The sequence below is a fragment of the Marinobacter flavimaris genome (assembly GCF_045057155.1).
GTDB classification, from domain to species: domain Bacteria; phylum Pseudomonadota; class Gammaproteobacteria; order Pseudomonadales; family Oleiphilaceae; genus Marinobacter; species Marinobacter manganoxydans.
This window is the reverse complement of sequence record NZ_CP171359.1, coordinates 3,702,418-3,722,485: the sequence shown is the minus strand read 5'-3', so window position 1 is coordinate 3,722,485 and position 20,068 is coordinate 3,702,418. Positions and strand designations below refer to the sequence as shown.

Annotated in this window: 19 protein-coding genes, 1 tRNA gene and 1 riboswitch; of the genes, 8 read left to right on the top strand and 12 right to left on the bottom strand. The window is 59.0% G+C overall.

The genetic code is table 11. The features are described from left to right. Positions 1-7 precede the first annotated feature (7 nt). From ACGK9W_RS17375 to ACGK9W_RS17365, 3 genes are all read right to left on the bottom strand, one after another. Positions 8-1,720: an ABC transporter permease gene (locus tag ACGK9W_RS17375; protein WP_405417856.1), complete on the bottom strand. Its 1,713-nt coding sequence runs from the start codon at positions 1,718-1,720 to the stop codon at positions 8-10. Positions 1,721-1,867: 147 nt separating this feature from the next. Next, positions 1,868-2,719, bottom strand: a complete 852-nt coding sequence (locus ACGK9W_RS17370; protein ID WP_273084132.1) for a UDP-2,3-diacylglucosamine diphosphatase — start codon at positions 2,717-2,719, stop codon at positions 1,868-1,870. 177 nt (positions 2,720-2,896) lie between these two features. Continuing rightward, complete coding sequence (locus ACGK9W_RS17365) at positions 2,897-3,520, bottom strand: YbhB/YbcL family Raf kinase inhibitor-like protein (protein ID WP_008176858.1); 624 nt, start codon at positions 3,518-3,520, stop codon at positions 2,897-2,899. A gap of 114 nt (positions 3,521-3,634) precedes the next feature. On the opposite strand from ACGK9W_RS17365, the gene ACGK9W_RS17360 reads away from it, so the two are divergent. Both ACGK9W_RS17360 and ACGK9W_RS17355 read left to right on the top strand, forming a co-directional pair. Then, the gene (locus ACGK9W_RS17360) at positions 3,635-3,967 is read left to right on the top strand and encodes an ankyrin repeat domain-containing protein (RefSeq protein WP_405417852.1); all 333 of its coding nucleotides are present in this window, start codon (positions 3,635-3,637) and stop codon (positions 3,965-3,967) included. A 6-nt stretch (positions 3,968-3,973) separates the two neighbouring features. Then, positions 3,974-4,717 carry a spermidine synthase gene (locus tag ACGK9W_RS17355; RefSeq protein ID WP_008176853.1) on the top strand — a complete coding sequence of 248 codons (744 nt, stop codon included), beginning with the start codon at positions 3,974-3,976 and terminating at the stop codon, positions 4,715-4,717. Positions 4,718-4,723: 6 nt separating this feature from the next. On the opposite strand, the gene ACGK9W_RS17350 is transcribed toward ACGK9W_RS17355, so the two are convergent. Then, complete coding sequence (locus ACGK9W_RS17350) at positions 4,724-5,284, bottom strand: TIGR00730 family Rossman fold protein (RefSeq protein ID WP_008176850.1); 561 nt, start codon at positions 5,282-5,284, stop codon at positions 4,724-4,726. Further along, positions 5,281-6,153 (bottom strand): glutathione-dependent disulfide-bond oxidoreductase, encoded by an 873-nt coding sequence (gene yghU / locus ACGK9W_RS17345; RefSeq protein ID WP_092033109.1) that lies wholly within the window; start codon positions 6,151-6,153, stop codon positions 5,281-5,283. The genes ACGK9W_RS17350 and yghU overlap by 4 nt, the downstream gene beginning before the upstream one ends. 109 nt (positions 6,154-6,262) lie before the next feature. Between yghU and ACGK9W_RS17340 the strand changes: the two genes are divergently transcribed. Further along, positions 6,263-8,371, top strand: a complete 2,109-nt coding sequence (locus ACGK9W_RS17340) for a NosR/NirI family protein (RefSeq protein WP_092033111.1) — start codon at positions 6,263-6,265, stop codon at positions 8,369-8,371. A 26-nt stretch (positions 8,372-8,397) separates the two neighbouring features. Here ACGK9W_RS17340 and ACGK9W_RS17335 read toward each other — a convergent pair whose 3' ends face one another. After that, complete coding sequence (locus ACGK9W_RS17335; protein WP_092033114.1) at positions 8,398-8,952, bottom strand: carboxymuconolactone decarboxylase family protein; 555 nt, start codon at positions 8,950-8,952, stop codon at positions 8,398-8,400. A gap of 117 nt (positions 8,953-9,069) precedes the next feature. Here ACGK9W_RS17335 and ACGK9W_RS17330 point away from each other — a divergent pair, with 117 nt between their 5' ends. Both ACGK9W_RS17330 and ACGK9W_RS17325 read left to right on the top strand, forming a co-directional pair. Beyond that, positions 9,070-9,675 (top strand): TetR/AcrR family transcriptional regulator, encoded by a 606-nt coding sequence (locus ACGK9W_RS17330; protein WP_008176841.1) that lies wholly within the window; start codon positions 9,070-9,072, stop codon positions 9,673-9,675. A 246-nt stretch (positions 9,676-9,921) separates the two neighbouring features. Further along, positions 9,922-11,232, top strand: a complete 1,311-nt coding sequence (locus ACGK9W_RS17325; protein ID WP_008176838.1) for an NAD(P)/FAD-dependent oxidoreductase — start codon at positions 9,922-9,924, stop codon at positions 11,230-11,232. Positions 11,233-11,256: 24 nt separating this feature from the next. Here ACGK9W_RS17325 and ACGK9W_RS17320 read toward each other — a convergent pair. Beyond that, a tRNA-Gly gene (locus ACGK9W_RS17320) sits at positions 11,257-11,330 on the bottom strand. Positions 11,331-11,400: 70 nt separating this feature from the next. Between ACGK9W_RS17320 and ACGK9W_RS17315 the strand changes: the two genes are divergently transcribed. The 3 genes from ACGK9W_RS17315 (at position 11,401) to ACGK9W_RS17305 (ending at position 14,285) form a co-directional block, all read left to right on the top strand. Then, entirely contained in the window at positions 11,401-13,125 is a 1,725-nt protein-coding gene (locus ACGK9W_RS17315) for a potassium/proton antiporter (protein WP_014578952.1), read from the top strand. A 107-nt stretch (positions 13,126-13,232) separates the two neighbouring features. Continuing rightward, positions 13,233-13,796 (top strand): murein L,D-transpeptidase family protein, encoded by a 564-nt coding sequence (locus ACGK9W_RS17310; RefSeq protein ID WP_092032269.1) that lies wholly within the window; start codon positions 13,233-13,235, stop codon positions 13,794-13,796. Positions 13,797-14,003: 207 nt separating this feature from the next. Next, entirely contained in the window at positions 14,004-14,285 is a 282-nt protein-coding gene (locus ACGK9W_RS17305; RefSeq protein WP_008176834.1) for an Lpp/OprI family alanine-zipper lipoprotein, read from the top strand. Positions 14,286-14,327: 42 nt separating this feature from the next. On the opposite strand, the gene ACGK9W_RS17300 is transcribed toward ACGK9W_RS17305, so the two are convergent. The 5 genes from ACGK9W_RS17300 to ACGK9W_RS17280 all read right to left on the bottom strand — a co-directional run bounded on the left by ACGK9W_RS17300 (position 14,328) and on the right by ACGK9W_RS17280 (position 20,067). Then, positions 14,328-15,131, bottom strand: a complete 804-nt coding sequence (locus tag ACGK9W_RS17300; protein ID WP_273017725.1) for a slipin family protein — start codon at positions 15,129-15,131, stop codon at positions 14,328-14,330. Between the two features lie 37 nt (positions 15,132-15,168). Continuing rightward, positions 15,169-16,638: a nodulation protein NfeD gene (locus tag ACGK9W_RS17295; RefSeq protein WP_273017726.1), complete on the bottom strand. Its 1,470-nt coding sequence runs from the start codon at positions 16,636-16,638 to the stop codon at positions 15,169-15,171. Positions 16,639-16,768: 130 nt separating this feature from the next. Next, positions 16,769-17,815 (bottom strand): L,D-transpeptidase family protein, encoded by a 1,047-nt coding sequence (locus tag ACGK9W_RS17290; protein WP_008176827.1) that lies wholly within the window; start codon positions 17,813-17,815, stop codon positions 16,769-16,771. 52 nt (positions 17,816-17,867) lie between these two features. Beyond that, positions 17,868-18,437 carry a TMEM165/GDT1 family protein gene (locus ACGK9W_RS17285; protein WP_008176825.1) on the bottom strand — a complete coding sequence of 190 codons (570 nt, stop codon included), beginning with the start codon at positions 18,435-18,437 and terminating at the stop codon, positions 17,868-17,870. A 4-nt stretch (positions 18,438-18,441) separates the two neighbouring features. Then, positions 18,442-18,629, bottom strand: a riboswitch (yybP-ykoY riboswitch). Positions 18,630-18,675: 46 nt separating this feature from the next. Next, positions 18,676-20,067: an MDR family MFS transporter gene (locus tag ACGK9W_RS17280; protein WP_053113508.1), complete on the bottom strand. Its 1,392-nt coding sequence runs from the start codon at positions 20,065-20,067 to the stop codon at positions 18,676-18,678. Position 20,068 lies beyond the last annotated feature (1 nt).

Sequence of the window (20,068 nt, the reverse complement as noted above, 5' to 3'; positions counted from 1 at the left end):
ACCGTGGCTACCCCGTTTTACTTCCCGGGCGGGACCGACGCATCGCCAGGCTCAGAATGACCACGGGAATGATCCCGACCACAACAATGGCGAGGGAGGACATGGCCGACTCGGCCAATCGCTCGTCAGAGGCCAGGCTGTAGGCACGGACCGCCAGGGTATCGAAGTTGAACGGCCGGAGTATGATGGTCGCCGGCAACTCCTTCATCACGTCCACAAACACCAGTATACCGGCCGCCAGCAGGCTACTGCGCATGATCGGCGTATGAACCTTGCGCAAGGTACCACCGGCGGTTTGACCGAGGGTTCGCGCAGCTGCGTCCATTGAGGGCGTAACCTTCCCCAGACTGGCCTCAACCGTATTGAAGGAGACGGCCAGGAATCTCACCGTGTAGGCGTAGATCAGGACAAAAGCGCTGCCACTGAGTACCAGACCCACCATGAAACCAAAGTTGTCACGAAGAAAGAGATTGAGCTTCTGATCCAGCCAGGCCAGCGGAATCATGATGCCCACGGCAATGACAGACCCTGGGATGGCATAGCCCATGGCCGCAATCCGGTTCACACTCCGGACCCAGGAGCTGGGATTCAGCCGCGCGCCGTAACTCAGCATTACCGCAAGCGTGACGGCAACCAGCGCCGCGCTTGAGGCGAGTATCAGACTGTTGAACGCGAACTCCAGAAAACGCGTCCCGAAAAGGCTGTCGCCGGTCGTAATCGCCATTTCCAGCAGAATCAGGGCAGGGACAATAAAACCAATGAGAACAGGCAGGAAACACACTGCAAAGGCGAGCGCAGCCTGACCTGAATTCAGCGAATACTCGGGCAATGCCTGATACCGTGCCGAGGTATGGTATTGCTTGCCACCGCGGGAAACGCGTTCCAGAACAACAACAAGAACCACGAACACCAGCAGGCAGGCTGCGAGCTGAGCCGCTGCAACCGGCTCACCCAGGCCAAACCAGGTCCGGTAGATTCCGGTGGTGAAGGTATCGACGCCAAAGAACTGGACTGCCCCGAACTCGTTCAGTGTTTCCATCAGGACCAGCGAAACGCCGCCGATGATCGCAGGACGGGACAGCGGCAGAGCAATGCGTTTGAACATACGCCACGGTCCCAGGCCGAGAGTGCGGCCAACATCAAGTGCACTTACCGACTGCTCCATGAACGATGCCCGGGCAAGCAGGTACACGTAGGGGTAGAGCACCATGGTAATCAGCAGGGCAGCACCGCCCAGGGACCGGATATCCGGAAAGTAATAGTCGCCAAACTCCCAGCCGAACCAGTCGCGCAAGGCGCTTTGTAGTGGCCCCGCAAACTGCAGGAAATCCGTGTAAGCATAGGCAATAACGTAGGTTGGCACCGCCAGCGGCAGCAGGAGAGCCCACTCGAACAGCCGCCTGCCGGGAAACCGGCACATAACCACCAGCCAGGCACAGGCAGTGCCAATCAGGGTGGTTCCTACAGCCACAGAGACACTGAGTACCACGGTGTTACTGAGGTATCTTCCAAGAACCGTGCTGACAAGGTGTTGCCAGACTTCACCGGACGGGAAAAACACATGGGCAAGGATGACCAGCACTGGCATCGCAACCAGCAGGGCGATCACGAGGGTGCTGACCGTCCAGGCATTGAAACGACGCGCGCGATGACTGGCGGCGCGGGTCCCGGGGCCAGCGCCAGCAAAACCGCTTGTCTGTGATGTCGTATGTTCAGCCATAAAGCCTATGAAGGGCTGGTAGGGACACGGAGTATAAGGGATACGATGGCGTTATGAAAAATAGCCACCCTGAAGGAGGGGTATTGAAGCCTCGATGGGCATGAGCGAGTGCCAGGGCGGGCGACCGAGGTCGCCGCACACCTCTGGTCAGCTGACGAGCCGGTTGACCTGCTCCACGAACGCTGTGGGCAGGGCATCAATCACCGGCCGGGCGTCTCCACACACATCCGGATGCGGGGCGTCAGGCTCTCTGGCCAGAACATTGGGGTTTTCCGACCAATGCAGCAGCTCCAGTGTGCCGTTCTCCTGCTCCACCAGCGCCGTGCAGTGTTCTACCCAATCGCCGTCATTGCAGTAAAGACCATCTTCGCTGCGCAGGAAGCCGGCGGAGTGGATGTGGCCGCAGATAAAACCGTCGTAGTTGCCCTTTTCCGCGACCGTCAGCGCCGCCAGTTCAAACCGCCGGATGAACGTGCGTGCCTTGCCGATTCTGCTCTTTACCCAGGCTGCCAGCGACCAGTAGGGCTTGCCCTTGAGCCGGCGCCAGGCGTTGAACCAGCGGTTCAGGCGGAGCAGGATACCGTGGGCACGGTCACCGACCAGAAGCATCAGTGGGCTGCAACGCACGACCTGATCAAACTGGTCGCCGTGGCAGATCATGAAGCGTCGACCATCTGCGGTGGTGTGTATGGCCTTGTAGCGCAGCTCAATACCGGCAATGGTCTGGCCGCAGAACCGGCGCAGGAAATCGTCGTGGTTACCGGGCACATAGACCACCCGCGTTCCACTGGCAGCCAGCTCAATGAGTTTGTGAATGACGGCCCGATGGGAATCCGGGAAGTGAACCCGTCGCTGCATCGCAATCAGGTCGATGATATCGCCCACCAGATACAGAGTTTCGCAGCGGACCTGGTTCAGGAAATCCAGCAGATACTCGGCCTGGCAGTCAGCCGTGCCCAGGTGCACATCGGAAATGAAAACGCTCCGGTAGCTCCGCATCTTGCCTCCCGTCTTTCAACCATTCCGGATGCTGACACCTTGGCAAGACCGGGTGACGGGGACATGACAACAACAAGACACTTCTGTGACGTTCAGAAAGGAATCAGGGGGAGGGAACGATGGCTATCCGGTAACCGATTGGGTTACCGGAATATCACTGCTCGGTGTCTGAATCCGTTAGCGCAGGTCCGGATTCAGGGTGTAGGTACCCGTCACCCGGGCGCTGGCCAGTACGTGGCCTGCCATGGCTTCGCGCACATCGTTACCATCGAACTCGCCATCCAGGGCAAGGGTATCCACATCCAGTGCATGCACCTCGAAGTGGTAGTGATGGATGATCTCATCGTTCCAGGGCGGACAGGGACCATCGTACCCGGCGTAGGTGCCGTTCATGTCGGGATTGCCCGCCAGGAACTGGGTGTAATTGTTCACGCCGCGGATACCGATGGGACCGGGCCCCGGCTCCTTGCCCTTGGGAATCACGCCATCGCTGTCTTCGCCTTCCGGAATCCGGGTGGTGCCGGCAGGCACATCCACCAGCAGCCAGTGGAAAAAATCGACCCTCGGGATGTCCCTGGAAACCGTCTTGCCTTCCTGGTTTACATCATCCGCAACGCTGGGCACGTCCGGATCAAACATCATCACCACGAAGCTTTTCGTGCCCTCGGGCGCACCGTCCCAGACAACTTCGGGGTTCCGGTTGGGACCGAAGCTCATGTGGTCATCTTCGCTGTATACCCCGAATGCGAATTTCTCGGGAATCGGCTGGCCTTCTTCGATGCCTTCAACCTGCAGTTTCACGGCGTTGCCTCCTGTCGTTTTTAGCCTTGGGCTCATTGACTGTGTCTGGGACAGTCTCATTCTGTGATAATACGTTTTTAACACAAAATCGATTGAACTGACCACGGAGCCCCGATGAGCCAACAGAAGCCCGGCAAGCCGCAACAACCCGCGAACCAGAAAGACGAGGATGCGGTTGCCTTCGCCCAGGGTATTTTCGAACTGGCCTGCAACGGCGGTGCCGGACCTCTGAGCGTGATGCTTGATGCCGGCGTCCCGGTGAACATGCGCACCAGCGAGGGCGAGACCCTGCTGATCCTGGCCAGCAAGCACGGCCACCCGGAAACGGTACGCCTGCTGCTGGAAAAAGGCGCCGATCGCGAAGCGAAGGACAGCAACGGCAATACCGCTCTGTCGCTGGCAAAAACCGACAGCGTAAAGCGCCTGTTCGAAGAATCCGGCCGGTAAGCCGGCATGTTCAACAAAGGCGAGATTATCCACCACACCCGGGATGCCCTGGGCAGCATTCTGGTGGTCGATTACCGCAAACACCGGGTGCTTACCTTCAATTCGGTGTTCGAGCAAAGCAAGATTGATCGCCGATTTCCCTATCTGCCAGTTCATGAGTACAACCGGGCCATGATGCTGCCGGCGGTCTTTGCCAACCCTCGCCACGTCACCATTCTGGGCCTGGGCGGCGGCGTGATGGCCGGCGCCTTTCACCATCTTTATCCCGAGTGTCGGATACACGCCGTCGAACTGCGCCAGGCGGTACTGGACACTGCCCGGGAATTTTTTGATCTGCCCGGCAGTGAGCGCCTTGAGGTAACCATTGCCGATGCCCGGGATGCCCTGGAAAAGCTGCCGGAGGCGAGCACGGATATGATTCTGGCCGATCTGTACAACGCAGACCGGATGAGCCCTGCACAGGCCCAGAAACAGTTTGTGGATGAGTGCGCCCGGGTGCTCACGGAGGACGGCTGGCTGGTGCTGAATTACCACCGGACTCCGGATGTCCAGGGGGCTTACTTCCGGCGGCTCAAGAGGCACTTTGCGGTGCTTCTTGGCTTTCGAAGCAAAAGTAACAACACCGTGGTTTATGCCAGCAAACAGCACTTCCAGTCGGTGCATCCCAAAGATCCGGTGTTGGCGGAACTTGAAAGCCGGCTGCCGATTGACTGGCGCCGGCTGATGGCGAAGGTCAGCCGGATGGAGTGAGGTCGCTCACAACCATTTTTCTTCGGGGCTCTGATAACCCTCAAAGGCTCGGTGAAGGGTCGCGGGCTGATCGGTCTGGATCAGCATGTCGATATATTGCTGCTTGAGAAAACCCGCCCGCTCCATGGTTTGCGCCATCGCCAGCAACGGGTCAAAAAACCCGTTGACGTTGTAGATGGCACAAGGCTTCTGGTGCAGCCCCAACTGGCCCCAGGTCCAGGCTTCGAACAGCTCTTCCAGCGTGCCAATACCACCCGGCAATGCGACAAAGCCGTCGGCCAGATCCGCCATCAGGGCCTTGCGCTCGTGCATGTTTTTGACCACATGCAGCTCGGTCAGGCCGGAGTGGGCCAGCTCACGATCCCGCAGATGCTCCGGGATGACCCCGTGGACCCGGCCGCCCGCGGCCAGGACAGCATCCGCCACAACACCCATCAGGCCGACGTGCCCGCCACCGAACACCAGCTCAATGCCATTTCGACCGAAGTAATCACCTAACTCCCGGGCCTTGTCCGCGTAAAGCGGATCATTTCCGGACCGGGAGCCGCAATAAACCGCGACCTTCATTCACCGTCACCAATCTTGTCCTGGGTTTGGGTCTCGAAATCACTGGCGTCGTGACGCTCGTGCAGCTGGCTGCTCGGCTCACCCCAGGCCCGGTTGACCATGCGGCCACGCCTGACCGCCGGACGCTGGGCAATCTCATCGGCCCAGCGAATGACGTTGGTGTAGGTGTGGGCTTCCAGGAACTCGGCCGCGTCGTACACCTTGTTTTTCACCAGGGCACCATACCAGGGCCAGATCGCCATATCGGCGATGGTGTATTCGTCGCCGGCGATGTATCGATTGTTTGCCAGCTGACGGTCGAGCACATCCAGCTGGCGCTTGACCTCCATGGTGTAACGGTTGATCGGATACTCATAGTATTCCGGCGCGTAGGCGTAGAAATGACCAAAGCCGCCACCGAGCATGGGCGCACTGCCCATCTGCCAGAACAGCCAGTTCATGGTCTCCGCGCGTCCGGCGATGTCACTGGGCAGGAACGCCCCGAATTTTTCCGCCAGGTAAAGCAGGATGGACCCGGATTCGAACAGGCGGATGGACGGGGTGACACTGTGGTCCATCATGGCCGGGATCTTGGAGTTGGGGTTCACTTCCACAAACCCGCTGCCAAACTGATCGCCCTCGGTAATCCTGACGAGCCACGCATCGTACTCGGCGTCCTTGATACCCAGCTCCAGCAGCTCCTCCAGCATCACCGTTACTTTCACGCCGTTGGGCGTCGCCAGCGAATAAAGCTGCAACGGATGCTTGCCAACCGGTAGCGCCTTGTCGTGGGTCGGACCGGCGATCGGGCGATTGATACTGGCAAACCGACCTCCGCTCTCAGAGTCCCATTTCCAGACTTTGGGTGGCGTGTAGGTAGCGTCGGTCATGGCATTTCTCCTCACAAAGTAGCATTCAGCTGGCTCCGAGGTCGCATTGAGCCCGGGGCCGAAAACTCTAGCATGGAAGTTCAAACAAAAAGAACCACAGGAGTACCCCATGGCAGGGCGCATCGTGCTCCTTCTTGCCTGTCTGTTTTTAGTGCCCCCGGTTCACGCCGAGCTGTCAGACAGCAAGCGGGCGCTGATTCAGGAGCTGTTTCCCTCGGCAACGGTCATTGAAGACAAGCTGCCCGATTTTCCCGTGTACCCGGTGTATCAACTCCAGGAACTGCTTGGCTATGCCTACGAAACCGCAGACCATAGCCGCCTACAGGGCTTTGCCGGCAAACCGATCAGCATGCTGATCGGCCTCGACAGCAAAGGGCGTTTCACCGGCATCAAGGTGCTGAATCACCACGAGCCGGTTTTTCTCCATGGCCTGGGCGAAGGCCCCCTGTTCGACTTTGTAGACCAATACGAAGGGCATTCGTTACAAGAGCAGATTATTGTCAGCACCTCCAACTCCAGCCGTTCCGGACGAACCAGCGACGGCAACGTGGTGCACTTTGACGGTGTCAGCAAGGCCACGGTTTCGGTCCTGATCATCAACGACACCGTGCTCTCTTCAGCCCTCAAGGTGGCCCGCAAGAAACTCGAGGGCTTTGCCCAGAGCGCACCCACACGGGCGAAACCGGATTTCTACCAGCCCATGTCCTGGCAGCAACTGGTGGATCGCGGTTACATCGGACACTGGCAGATTGCTGCCGAATCCATCGAGGCCGAGCTGGGCCGGCCTCTTTCAGACTACCCCATGGACATCGAACCCGCAGACGGCGAACCTTTTACCGAGCTTTTCTTCGCCTACATCAATTCGCCCATGGTGGGACGGAACCTGCTTGGAGACGATGGCTACCAGCGACTTATGGAACGGCTGGATGATGGCGCACAGGTTCTGGCCGTCATGTCCCGCGGCGCCTTTCCCCATGTTTCCCGCGAGTTCGTCCCCGGCAGTTCTCCCGACCGTGTCGGCCTTACCCAGAACAACCTTGCCGTGGAGATGCGCGACCTGAACCTGCTGGACCAGAATCTAGATTTCCGGGCGGCCGGCATCCCGTCATTCGATGCCGGAAACCTGTTCCGCGTGGGCGGTAACGCCGGTTTTAACCCAGGAGCGGAAGCCAATCTGAAGCTCAATGTCGAACTGGCCCGCAATCACCTGATGGTGGACCGCACATCCCTGAATATCCCGGTTCGGTTCAACGAAGAACTGTTCGAAACCGTCGAGGTTGCTCCCAACCCGGAGGACACCCGTCAACCGGTCTGGATCGGCCTTTGGAAAGAACGTTGGTGGCAGATTTCACTGCTGGTAATCGGCCTGACCGTTCTGACCGTGTTCTTCGCCCGCCAGAAAACCCTGAGCCGCAACCCGAAGCTGGTACACCGGTTCCGCTGGGGATTCCTGTTTTTCACTTTGTTTTTCATTGGCTTCTACGCCCAGGGCCAGCTTTCGGTGGTTAACATCTACACCCTGTTCCTGGCGATCTGGGACGGTTTCTCTCTCAATGTTTTCCTGCTGGATCCGATCATCTTCATACTCTGGATCTACACCTTCGTGACCCTGTTCATCTGGGGCCGGGGCCTGTTTTGTGGCTGGCTCTGCCCGTTTGGCGCCCTGCAGGAAATGGCCGCCTGGCTTGGCGAAAAACTGAAATTCCGCCAGATCAAGGTGCCCGAGCACTGGCACCGGCGACTGATTCTGCTCAAATATCCGATCCTGCTGGCTCTGGTGGGCACCGCTTTCTACTCCCTGACCGTCGCCGAAAAAATGGCGGAGGTGGAACCATTCAAAACCAGCATAACCCTGTTTTTCGTTCGCTCCTGGCCCTTCGTTCTCTACGCCGTCGGCCTGCTTGTGATCGGCATGTTCATCCACAAATTCTACTGCCGCTACCTGTGCCCGCTGGGCGCCGGCCTCGCGGCGCTCGGCCGGTTACGCTTGTTCAGCTGGCTGGACCGGGTTGAGCTCTGTGGCAACCCCTGCCAGCACTGCAAGAATGAGTGCGGTATCAATGCCATTCGCAAGGATGGCCGGATCGATTACGACGAATGCATTCAGTGCCTGGAATGCGTCGTTATTCTCGAGGACGACACCCGGTGCGTCGACAAGCGGCTCGAGACCAAAAAACGATCAAGACAGGCGAACATACTGGCAACGGACGCGGGCTGACCCGTCCCGTTGCCGCGAAGCCCGGATTATTGCTTATTCTGCCATTCAAACTTCTTGAACGGCTCATCAACGGGCGTCTCCGCAATGTGGTTGACGTAGTTACTCATGACTTTCTGGGACAACACCAGAATCACTTCCAGTACCTGGCGGTGCTGGTAGCCCGCTTTATAAAACGCGTCCAGATCCTCTTTGCTGACATTGCCGTGTTTGCGCATGACTGCGAGAGTGAAGGTTCTCAGCGCCTCGAGCTTGTCGCTCGGCAGCGGCGTTTCGTCCCGCAGTGCATTGGTAATGTCGTCAGACACGTCCATCATTTTGGCAATCCCGGTATGGGCCGGGACGCAGTAATGACAGGCGTTTTCCACGTTGATGGTCTGCCAGACGACGGTCTTTTCATCATTATCAAAGCTGCTGTCCAGCACCAGTTGATGCAGTTGCTGGTAACCCTCGAGGATGCCCGGCGCCTCCGCCATGACCGCGTGCAGGCCAGGAATCATGCCGAACGCCTTGAGCGAGTTGTCCAGCAATGGTCTGGATTTCTCCGGTGCAGTGTCTTTGTCGTGAAGGGGGAAATCTGTCATTGCCAACTCCTTTATTGAATGTTTGCTCAATTAATACTTCAGGCTGACTGTTATTGAGCGATCATTCAATATATAATTGAGCGGTCATTCAAATCACTACGATGGTGAATTGTTGTTATGGCCAGACACGCACGCTATGACCGAAAAACCGCTCTGGAAAAGGCCGTTGGCCTGTTCTGGGAGAAGGGCTATCACGGCAGCTCCATGAAGCAGATCGAGCAGGCCCTCGATATGCGGCCGGGCAGCATCTACGCCACGTTTGGCAGCAAGGACGGTCTGTTTTCAGAAGCACTGGCCGCCTATGCGGAACAGGGCGGCCGGGAGTTGGCCGTTCACCTCAAGGGTTTTGATTCCATTGTTGACGGCCTTCAGGACTATCTACGCGGCATCGCCTGCAGTTGCGGAGACGGAAGCGCGGCACCCTCACGAGCCTGCATGATCGTGAAAACGCTGCTGGAATCCAGCAATACGCATTCGGCCCTGGCGGACCAGGCTAACAGCATTCTAGCCGCGATCGAGGGATCTCTTGCAGACCTGGTAGAGCAGGCTCGGGTGAAAGGGGAGCTGGCGCAATCCGTAGACAGCCGTCGACTTGCCCGGCTCCTGCAGGCGCAGATCATGGGCCTGAGATCCATGGGTGAACGCAATCTGGATCCGCAAGCCATGAAAGACCTTGGTGACGATATGGCCGCCATCCTGGACGGGTATCGCACCCAGCATTAAACCCGCTTTTCCTTCTGCGGCTCCGGCGAGCGCGCCACCCACAGGTTCGCGAGCGCCAGGCCGGAAGGAAACAGCACTTCCGTAGAATTGTACCCACAGGTCCGGGCGCGTTAACATTATTGCCCGGCTCAGGCCCCGCCCTGTTTCCCGATCGAATTCCGGCTTCTCGTCTGGTTCCGAGTGAGGACAGCCAAGCATTCTCGCCTGAAGAGTCCTTGGCTCTCTTCACTTACAGGTCTGATTGGTATGGACAACCTTCATCACATTGTTGTGGTCGGCGGTGGCGCCGGCGGTCTCGAACTTGTTACCAGCCTCGGGAACAAACTGGGTAGAAAGGGAAAAGCCAGAATCACGCTGGTGGATTCCGGTCTGACCCACGTCTGGAAACCCCTGCTGCACGAAGTTGCCTCCGGTTCCCTGGATGCCAGCGCGAACGAGATCAACTACCGCGCCCATGCCCGCAAACACCATTACGAATTCCAGCTCGGCCGCATGAGCGGACTGGACCGCGATAGCAAGAAAGTGGTCATAGCCCCGTTCCACGATGTCGACGGTACAGAGGTCGTTCCCGAACGCCATATCCCCTACGACACACTGGTGATTGCCGTGGGCAGCACCGCCAACGACTTTGGCACGCCCGGCGCCCAGGACAACTGCCTGTTCCTGGACAGCCTCAAACAGGCCCGGCGCTTCCACAACCTGATGCTCAACGCCTTTCTGCGCAAGAATCACGAGGCGTTGCAGGGGGCTGAGCATACCCTGAATATCAGCATCATCGGCGCGGGTGCCACCGGTGTGGAACTGGCAGCAGAATTGCGACTGGCGTCCCGCGAGCTGCCGGTGTACGGCATGAACCACCTTCAGCCCTCGGACGTTTCCATTTCCGTGATCGAGGCCGCTGACCGCATTCTTCCCGCCCTGCCTGGCCGGCTGTCTGCGGCGGCCACCAGGGAGCTGGAACACCAGCGGGTGAAAGTACTGACCGGCCAGCCGGTGAGTGAGGTACGGCCCAGTACGGTCGTGATGAAAGACGGCACCGAATTACCCTCGGAAATGACCATCTGGGCAGCGGGCATCAAGGCCCCGGCCTTCCTGGCCGAGCTGGAAGGTCTGGAGGTGAACCGGAGCAATCAACTGGTGGTGGAACAGACCCTGCAAACCACCCAGGATGCCAATATCTTCGCCTTCGGCGACTGCGCTGCCTGTCCGCAACCGGATTCCGACCTGCCGGTTCCCCCCCGGGCCCAGGCTGCGCACCAGCAGGCAGACACCCTGTTCAAGACCCTCTGCAACCGCCTGGACAATGGCGAGGCGGTGCCCTTCGTCTACAACGACCACGGCTCGCTGATCAATTTCAGCCGCTACACCACCGTCGGCAATCTGATGGGCAACCTGTCCGGCCGCAGCATGTACATCGAGGGCAAGGTGGCCCGCATGTTCTACCTGTCCCTCTATCGGATGCATCAGGTAGCCCTGCACGGCATGTTCCGCACCGGGATTATCTGGCTGATGGATAAAATCAGCCGTGCCATGCAACCCCGACTCAAACTACACTAGAGATACAGTCGAGCGGCAATGAAGTGGAGCGGGTGAAGGGAATCGAACCCTCGTATGCAGCTTGGGAAGCTGCCGTTCTACCATTGAACTACACCCGCAAAAAAAGGGCCGCGAAAGCAATATAAGCGGTCCGCCCGGCAATGGGCAAGCATTCTGTCTGGAGCAACAATGGATCCCACCCTGACTCTGATTGGCGCCCTGATGCTGGTCATCAGTATTGTGCTCAGCCCGCTTTCCAGCCGGGTGGGCATGCCGGTGCTGCTGATCTTTCTGGTGGTCGGCATGATGATGGGCGAGGACGGCCCGGGTGGCATCCAGTTCGACGATTTCGAGCTCGCGTTCCTGATTGCCAATCTGGCGCTGGGCGTGATCCTGCTGGACGGCGGCATGCGCACCCGTGCGGAAACCTTCCGCGTGGGGCTGAAACCCGCCCTGGTGCTCGCTACACTCGGGGTCGCGATGACCGCCGCTGGTGCCGCAGTTGTGGCCTGGTGGGTGTTCGACCTGCACTGGCTGACGGCCCTGCTGATTGGCGCCATCATCTCATCCACCGATGCCGCAGCCGTGTTTTCACTGCTTCAGGGGCGGGGCCTCCACCTGAACGAACGGGTCAGTGCCACCCTGGAGATCGAATCCGGCAGTAACGACCCCATGGCGATTTTCCTGACCCTGATGCTGGTCACGCTCATCGGTAACGATGGCGACCACGCGGGCTGGGCGGTCTTGACCATGCTGGTGCAGCAATTCGGTGTCGGCGCCGTTGCCGGGATCATTGGCGGCTTCGCCGTGGTTGAGCTGGCCAACCGGATCCGCCTGACGCCTTCGCTGTATCCCCTTCTGGTCGCCGCTGCTGGCATCTCGGTGTTTTCTGCCACAAACGCCCTCGGCGGCAGCGGGTTTCTGGCCATTTATCTGACCGGCGTGGTGATCGGTAACCGCCATGTCCGGATGATGCCGATGATCCTGCAGGTGCACGATGGTCTGGCTTGGCTGGCCCAACTGTGCCTGTTCCTGATGCTCGGACTGCTGGTAACGCCCTCCGATCTGATTCCTCTGGCCGGCGGCGGGTTGATCCTGGCCCTCTCGCTGATCTTCATTATCCGCCCGCTGACGGTCATGCTCACCCTCTGGCCGTTTGCCTTCAATCGCCGCGAGCTGGGTTTCATCAGCTGGGTCGGCCTCCGGGGTGCGGTGCCGATTGTACTGGCCCTGTTCCCGATCATCGCCGACTTGCCGGAAGCTCAACTGGTCTTCCACGCGGCTTTCTTTATCGTGCTGGTCTCGCTCCTGGTTCAGGGCACCACCATGACACCCCTGGCCCGGAAACTTCGCCTGGAAGTTCCGGCCGGAGAGGATCCCTATCGAAGGCTGCCCCTGGATGCGCCGGCCGCCGGCGACCATGAATTGATGCTGTTCCCGCTGCGGGGCGAAATCTGGGAGACGCCGCGGCGGCTGAGCCAGCTGCGGCTTCCTGAGAACACGGCCGTCGCCGGCGTCTTCCGGAACCGGGTTTGCCTGCAGCCGAAAGCCGATCTGGAAGTTTCCAGTGGCGACATGGTGGCGATGTTCGCAACCCCCAGTGTGCTGCCCGAGCTCGGCAAGGCCCTGAGCGGCCGCCACGCGCCCAAGTACCTGGCTGAACGGGCATTTTTTGGAGATTTTGTGCTTAACGGTGATGCCCTGCTGGGTGACGTCGAGCAGGTTTATGGCATTGAATTCGACGATCTGCCCCCGGAACTGTCCCTGGCTGAATGCTTTGCCAGACGCACCAAGGGGCACCCGGTTGTCGGTGACGTGGTTACCCTTGGCCCGGTAACGCTGGTGGCCCGGGCCACCAGCGCTGACCAGGTAACCAAGGTGGGACTGAAGATGGACAATTCACAAAATGGTTGATCAGCGAACCAGATAGCCAAAAAAGTTAACAAAACCCCTTAACAGATCCCTTGCGGGCTATGGTATAAAACGCCTGTACAAAGATTAATCATTGGTAAGTTAAGGACATGAGCATTTTCCGCGCCCTATTATCCAGCCTCGCCCTGCTCTGCATGGCTGCCGCTCCAACCGCCGTTGCAACCGAGCTGCTGGCCAAGGCCGACACCCGGATGCCGGTTGCCACCATGTATGAGCCCGCGGACATTCAGAACGTCAGTAGGGTGGTGGTTCGCAAGGGAGAGCGCCGTCTGTACCTTATGGATGGCGAGGACGTGGTTCGCAGCTACCGCATTTCCCTGGGCGACAATCCGGAAGGCCACAAGCTGTACGAGGGTGACGAGCGCACACCGGAGGGCGATTACACCCTGGACTGGCGCAATGCCGAGAGCGATTTCTACAAATCCATCCACATCTCCTATCCCAGTGAGCGGGATCGGGAACTGGCATCCGCCTGGGGCCTGGATCCCGGTGGCAGCATCATGATCCATGGCCTGCCCAATAACGTGGGCGACATGGCCTTCGCCTACACCGGTCTGGACTGGACCGATGGCTGTATTGCCGTGACCAACGAAGAGATGGACGAAATCTGGCAACTGGTGTCGAACGGGACCCCGATCAGCATTCACCCCTGAGAAAAGCCTGACAGCAGAATTAAGTTGTTGTCATACGCTAAGAATATTTACCTATCCTGAGTTAACATTTTGGCTTACAGTGTTTTACACTGTTTAACGACTCCGGTAGTCAATGCCTATTATGCCTATCGGGCACAGGTTGACAGGAAGTCGTCTATACTGACTTTCGGATCACAGGAAATAACTCGACCAATAAGGGGATTTACAATGCGTAAACTGACGATCGCCGGGATTGCACTGGCCACTGCTCTGACTGCAGGTTGTGCCACGACTGACCAAGGCGCCCTCGACGAAGCGAATGCAACCGCCAGCTCCGCTGAGCGCACTGCTGAAAATGCAATGAACACCGCTAACAGCGCTGCAAGCTCTGCACGTACTGCCCAGCAGACTGCAGAAGAAGCTCTGGCCGCTGCCAAGGCAGCCCAGAAAGCCGCTGACGAAGCAAACGAGCGTGCCAAGCGTATGCTCGAGCGTGCCAGCCAGAAGTAAGGCTGATACGTAACAGAAAAGGCCGGCAATGCCGGCCTTTTTTTATGCCTCGGGTTCGGGTTTGTCCGGATCGGGCTTATCAGGCGTAAAGGGTTTGTTTTCCTTCAGGAATGTGGTCATCAACTCCATTGGCAGCGGAAACACAATGGTGGATGAATTGGTATTGCTCATATCCGCCAGGGTCTGCAGGTAACGCAGCTGCATGGAACCGGAGTTGGTAGACATGACATCCGCCGCTTCCACCAGCTTCTTGGACGCCTGTAATTCGCCTTCGGCGTGGATGACCTTGGCACGCCGCTCACGCTCGGCCTCCGCCTGGCGGGCAATGGCACGAATCATGGACTCGTTGAGATCCACGTGCTTGATTTCCACGTTGGCCACCTTGATGCCCCATTCCTCGGTCTGGGCATCGATGATTTCCTGGATATCCGAATTGAGCTTGTCCCGCTCTGACAGCATTTCGTCGAGATCGTGCTTGCCCAGCACCGACCGCAGCGTGGTCTGGGCCAGTTGGCTGGTTGCGGAATTGAAATCCTCCACCCGGATAATCGCCCGCTCCGGATCCACGACACGGAAATAAAGCACGGCATTCACTCGCACCGTCACGTTATCCCGGGAAATGACATCCTGGCTGGGCACATCCAGAGTGATGACCCGCAGGTCAACCCGCACCATCTGCTGAATGCCGGGAATCACAATGATCAGCCCCGGGCCTTTAACGCCCTGGAACCGCCCGAGAAAGAACACAACGCCACGCTCGTACTCCGGCAGGATCTTGATGGCCGAAGCAAGAATGAGCAGTAACACCACCGTTGGTGCCAGATAGGGAATCAGATCGCCAATCATACGGCCTCCTTGTATTGCCGTTACTTTGTTTACCGGGTCAACCGCTTTCCGGGATGACCCTGACGGTTACCGTCAAACCTTCAATTGCTGTCACTTCAACCCGGTCACCCTCCTTGACAGGCGCTTCGCTGATGGCATTCCAACGCTCACCGCTAAGCCGGATATGGCCCCGGTAATGCCCGTGTTCCCCGGAAAATTCATCCAGTGCCACGCCTTCCTCATGGGTGATCTGCTCGGCCCCACTGACCGGATGCCGTCGACGCAGGCCGATGAACCGGGTCACCGTCCAGAGGATAAAGCCACCGGCCACCACGGCGGTGCCGCCAATTGTCGGTAGCGATATATCCCGGTGACTGCCATCCATCAGGATGATCGAACCGGTCACAAAGGCAACAATCCCGCCGACCCCCAATATCCCGAAACTGGGTACAAACGCCTCCCCCACGATGAACGCCAAGCCCAGGATGATCAATGCCAGGCCGGCATAGTTCACCGACAGAACCTGGAAGGCAAAGAGTGCGAGAATCAGTGATATAGCGCCAATCACCCCCGGCACCACGGCACCGGGGTTGGCCAGTTCGAAGATGATGCCGTAGAAGCCGATAATCATCAGGAAGTAGGCAACGTTCGGATCGGTGATCACCGACAGCAGGCGGGTGCGCCAGTCCGGCTGGGACCGGACGATTTCCAGACTGGCCGTATTCAGGGTCATGTCGCCCGACGCCATGCGAACGGTCCGGCCATCCACTTGCTGCAGCAAGTCCCGAATGTTGGGTGAGACCACGTCGATGACGTTCTTTTCCAGGGCCTCGTCGGCACCGAGATTCACCGCCTCACGGACGGCTTCCTCGGCCCACTCGGCATTCCGGCCGTGACGTTCGGCCAGCCCGCGAATATAACTGACCGCATCTTCCAGAACTTTGCGTTCCATGGCGGTACCGCCGCGCCGTTTGCCGTCGTCGTCGCTGGCTTGCTGTTCGCCGTCAGACGAAGACCCGGATTCGGAATCAGAGCCTTCCTCCGTTTGCGGCTCGCCGGAGGCCGGATCGCTTTCCGGTTCCGGGCTACCCGGCAGGCCGCCCATCTGGACCGGCGTCGCAGAGCCCAGGTTGGTCGCAGGGGCCATGGCGGCAATGTGACTGCCATAGAGAATAAACGTGCCAGCGCTGGCTGCCCGGGCGCCCTGCGGGGAAACATAGGTAGCCACGGGAACTTCGGAGGCAAGAATCACCTTGATGATATCCCGCATGGAATCCATCAGGCCGCCCGGGGTGTCCATTTCAATGATCACCAGGCCGGCACCCTCAGATTCGGCCCTGCGAATACCCCGGGTGACATAGTCCATGGTCGCGGGGCCAATGGCGCCCTCAACTGTAAGCACCAGAGCGGTCTCGGAAGCCTTCTGCTGGGCAAAAACCTGATGGGCGAGGGAAGCCAGTGCCAGCAGGGCGCCGGTCATCATCACCAGGGCCCAGCGCCGAAGCCGGGCAGGGTTCTGTGATCGCATGGGATGGTTTACCTGTATGACGCCTCCCCGGATCCGGAAAAATTCTGATTGCTGGACATACGATGGCACAGTGGCCGCGGTTCTGTCTCAGGCACTCACGCAGCGCGGCACTCTTGCCCGGAACTCTATGTCAGAAGTATAGCCGCTGCTCCGGCTCGTTGGCCGATTCCGGTGACTTCTCTTCCACGGTCTTGTCTGCGGCCATTTGGGTAACCCGTTCACCAATCATGGTTGGCAGACCATCGGCCTGGTCCACTGCCAGCTCAATGGCGCCACGCTTGACCTCAACGCCTGGGTGCTGGCTGCGGAAAGCTTCAACTTCAGCGAAGACCTGCTGCCATAAACGGTCGCGATCTTCTCGGGGGTAGTCTTCATGGGGGCGGTGCACCTCAAGCCAGACCTCACCATCCGAGAAACCGATCTTGACGGCATCGTGGACAACCTGAACCGGTGTACCTTTCTCAACCTGGTAAACAAACCGGGAGATATCCTCGTTGTACATCCGGAAACAGCCATGGCTGACCGGCATGCCCACACCAAACTTCTTGTTGGTGCCGTGGATCAGATAGCCTTTCTCGCTCAGCAACAGGGCGTGGGTACCAAGCGGATTCCCGGGGCCCGGAGGAATCATACGGGGCAGGTACTCACCTGATGCCTCGTACTCCGCGCGAATACTGGCCGGCGGATACCAGGCCGGAGATTCCAGCGGCATGGTGACTTCGGCATCGGTCAGCGGAGAGGGATTTTCAGCCGTTCCCACTCCAACCGGGTACACCTGAACTCCCCCATTGGTGAAGTAATACAGGCGGTACTCCGCAAGATTGATGACAATGCCCTCGCGCCGGGAGTCGGGCAGCACATAATGGCGCGGCAGGGTAATCGTAGTGCCTTCTCCGGGTAGCCAGGGGTCGACACCGGGATTGGCCTTCACCAACTCCAGATAGCCCATGGCCAGACGGTTGCCAATGCCGGCAAAAGTGTCCTCGTAACGGGTCTCGAATACGCCAAGCTCTCCGGCCAGGTCCCCCTGGATCGGGAAGGTGGGCACACGAGGGCTTCTGTCGGGTTTCTCCGGGGTATCCGAATTACTGACAGCCTCCACAGGCTGTTCCGAACCGATGGTCGGAAATGCCAGGAGCTGTGCCAAAGCAAAAACCATTAAGAATCTGAACCACATAGAAAACATTCCGAAAGCATCAGGCAACCGGGTACAGTGACAGCAAGTACCCTCAGGAGTTCATAAAGGTTGCCCACACTGTTACAACGGCAAGCACCACGAACAGAACGCTTGCGCCAATCCGGGCTGTGGCAAGGGGCAACCGTTCCATCAGCCAGCGTCCTGCCATGATAACCGGTATGTTGGCCAGCAGCATCCCCACCGTGGTGCCCAGAATAACCCAGAAGGTTTCGGTAAAGCGGGCGGCGAGAACGACCGTTGCCACCTGGGTCTTGTCGCCGATTTCCGCCAGGAAAAACATGATGGTGGTGGCCATGAACGCCCCCATGCCCAGAAACTTCGAGTCTGCGCTGTCATCCTTGTCGGGCACCAGTAGCCACAGAGCGATGGCGACAAAGCTGCCGGCCAGAATCCAGGGCAGCCAGGCTTCTGGAATAAAGGAAGCGACCCAGGCACCGAGCCAGGCAGATAAGGCGTGATTGAGAACCGTTGCGACAAAAATGCCGAGAATAATAGGCAGGCGGGTGGCGTATCGGGCAACCAGGAAAAGCGAGAGCAACTGGGTCTTGTCACCAATTTCCGCTATGGCAACAGCAACCGTCGAGGCGAGAAAAGCGTCCATGAAAAACTCCAGGGCGGATAACCAGACATGAGGCAGCCCACCTTCCGCCCAATGGAGGTGAAACCGCCTCAGGTCTTGCCAATATCACCGGTGTTGCGGTGAGACATGATAGCCATGGGGATTTGGCCCCAAGTATGTTGACTATCATCCGCTCGGACATTCCGATGCGGAGGCTACTCCCCTGAAGAGATGCCGGCATCATAATGAATCCGGCGCGGGGCCGCAACCACAGGTCTTCCTAGACCCGCATTCGCCACACCGGGATCGCCGCAACCGCTACGAATGCCGCTACCAGCCACCAGGCCGAGTGAAACGCGTTGATCGTGGGCATCCCGGAGGTGTGCTCACCAAATTCAATGGTCAGTGCCACCAGGTTAACGCCAAAGGCGCCACCGAGCTGGCGCATGAAGTTAAGCGTGCTCGAGCCGGCCCCCAGCTCCTGTGGCTCCAGCGGATTCAGGGCGCCGGTCGAGAGGGCCGGGAGCATGAAACCGATACCGATGCGGCCCAGCACTGTCCAGAGCACCAGCCAGCCAAAGGCGAGCTCGAGATCGGACAGCGCGAACAGCACGGCGGAAAGGGCAAATGCCCCAATACCGAACACCACCAAACCCCTGGCACTGTGCCTGTCGGCCATGCGGCCGGCCAACGGAAACGTCATACCCAGGACAATACCCGCAGGCAGCATCAGCAAACCTGCCTCCGTTGCGCTGAAGCCCAGAGCTGTCTGTACGAACAAAGGAATGAGGTAGGTGGATCCGAACAGCGCCAGCCCCAGTGCCATGGCACCCAGGCAGGCGAAAACAAAAACCGGCTTGCGCAGCAGGGCAATGTTCACCAGAGGATGGGCAGTTTGTCGCTCACGCAGTATGAAGAGCAGCAGCCCGCCGAGGGCCAGTAGCCCTTCGATCAGGATCCAGCTCTTCTGGCCTGCCGCCTGTTGCAACCGGTTCAGAGCATCGAGCGACAGGGCGATGGTAAACCCGAGCAATACAAGGCCGGGGAGGTCAAAGCGATAGGGGGCTGGCCGGGACACCGGCAAGGGCAGGAAGCGCCAGGCCATGAAAACACCCAGCAACGTGACCGGAGCCGGTGCAAACATCACGTAGCGCCAGTCCAGCTGATCAACCAGAAAGCCTCCCAGCACCGGACCGAGGGCCGGGGCCAGAATCACCCCCATACCGTAGATACCCATGGCCTGGCCGCGGCGATCGCGGGGGAAAATCCGGAACACCAGATACATGCCCATGGGCTGCATCAGGCCGGCCATGGCACCCTGGCCGATCCGGGCGGCGATAAGCTGCCCCGGCGTCTCGGCAAAACCGCCGGCAAGGGAAATCAGGGTAAAGAGAAACATGGCTACGGCAAGGGTCTTGCGAACCCCGAAGTGATCCAGCAGCCAGGAGGAGGCCAGCATGGTGGTGGTCATGGCGGCGATAAAGCCCGTTGCCAGCCAGTGAACCTGGCCCTGGCGAATGCCGAACTCCACCATGATATCGTGCAACGCCACGTTGACTACGGTGGCGCTGAGTACGGTAGCCATGGTGCCTATCATCACCGTGGCCACCGCCAGCCAACGCCAGCGATCCCCGTAGCGGGCTTTCAGGCCCTCAACTGAGTTATCAGCCAAG

Excerpts from the sequence above, each read along its gene's own strand:
- ACGK9W_RS17375 (WP_405417856.1), bottom strand. The coding sequence starts at position 1,720 with ATGGCTGAACATACGACATCACAGACAAGCGGTTTTGCTGGCGCTGGC.
- ACGK9W_RS17370 (WP_273084132.1), bottom strand. The coding sequence starts at position 2,719 with ATGCGGAGCTACCGGAGCGTTTTCATTTCCGATGTGCACCTGGGCACG.
- ACGK9W_RS17360 (WP_405417852.1), top strand. The coding sequence starts at position 3,635 with ATGAGCCAACAGAAGCCCGGCAAGCCGCAACAACCCGCGAACCAGAAA.
- ACGK9W_RS17355 (WP_008176853.1), top strand. The coding sequence starts at position 3,974 with ATGTTCAACAAAGGCGAGATTATCCACCACACCCGGGATGCCCTGGGC.
- ACGK9W_RS17350 (WP_008176850.1), bottom strand. The coding sequence starts at position 5,284 with ATGAAGGTCGCGGTTTATTGCGGCTCCCGGTCCGGAAATGATCCGCTT.
- yghU (WP_092033109.1), bottom strand. The coding sequence starts at position 6,153 with ATGACCGACGCTACCTACACGCCACCCAAAGTCTGGAAATGGGACTCT.
- ACGK9W_RS17340 (WP_092033111.1), top strand. The coding sequence starts at position 6,263 with ATGGCAGGGCGCATCGTGCTCCTTCTTGCCTGTCTGTTTTTAGTGCCC.
- ACGK9W_RS17335 (WP_092033114.1), bottom strand. The coding sequence starts at position 8,952 with ATGACAGATTTCCCCCTTCACGACAAAGACACTGCACCGGAGAAATCC.
- ACGK9W_RS17330 (WP_008176841.1), top strand. The coding sequence starts at position 9,070 with ATGGCCAGACACGCACGCTATGACCGAAAAACCGCTCTGGAAAAGGCC.
- ACGK9W_RS17325 (WP_008176838.1), top strand. The coding sequence starts at position 9,922 with ATGGACAACCTTCATCACATTGTTGTGGTCGGCGGTGGCGCCGGCGGT.
- ACGK9W_RS17315 (WP_014578952.1), top strand. The coding sequence starts at position 11,401 with ATGGATCCCACCCTGACTCTGATTGGCGCCCTGATGCTGGTCATCAGT.
- ACGK9W_RS17310 (WP_092032269.1), top strand. The coding sequence starts at position 13,233 with ATGAGCATTTTCCGCGCCCTATTATCCAGCCTCGCCCTGCTCTGCATG.
- ACGK9W_RS17305 (WP_008176834.1), top strand. The coding sequence starts at position 14,004 with ATGCGTAAACTGACGATCGCCGGGATTGCACTGGCCACTGCTCTGACT.
- ACGK9W_RS17300 (WP_273017725.1), bottom strand. The coding sequence starts at position 15,131 with ATGATTGGCGATCTGATTCCCTATCTGGCACCAACGGTGGTGTTACTG.
- ACGK9W_RS17295 (WP_273017726.1), bottom strand. The coding sequence starts at position 16,638 with ATGCGATCACAGAACCCTGCCCGGCTTCGGCGCTGGGCCCTGGTGATG.
- ACGK9W_RS17290 (WP_008176827.1), bottom strand. The coding sequence starts at position 17,815 with ATGTGGTTCAGATTCTTAATGGTTTTTGCTTTGGCACAGCTCCTGGCA.
- ACGK9W_RS17285 (WP_008176825.1), bottom strand. The coding sequence starts at position 18,437 with ATGGACGCTTTTCTCGCCTCGACGGTTGCTGTTGCCATAGCGGAAATT.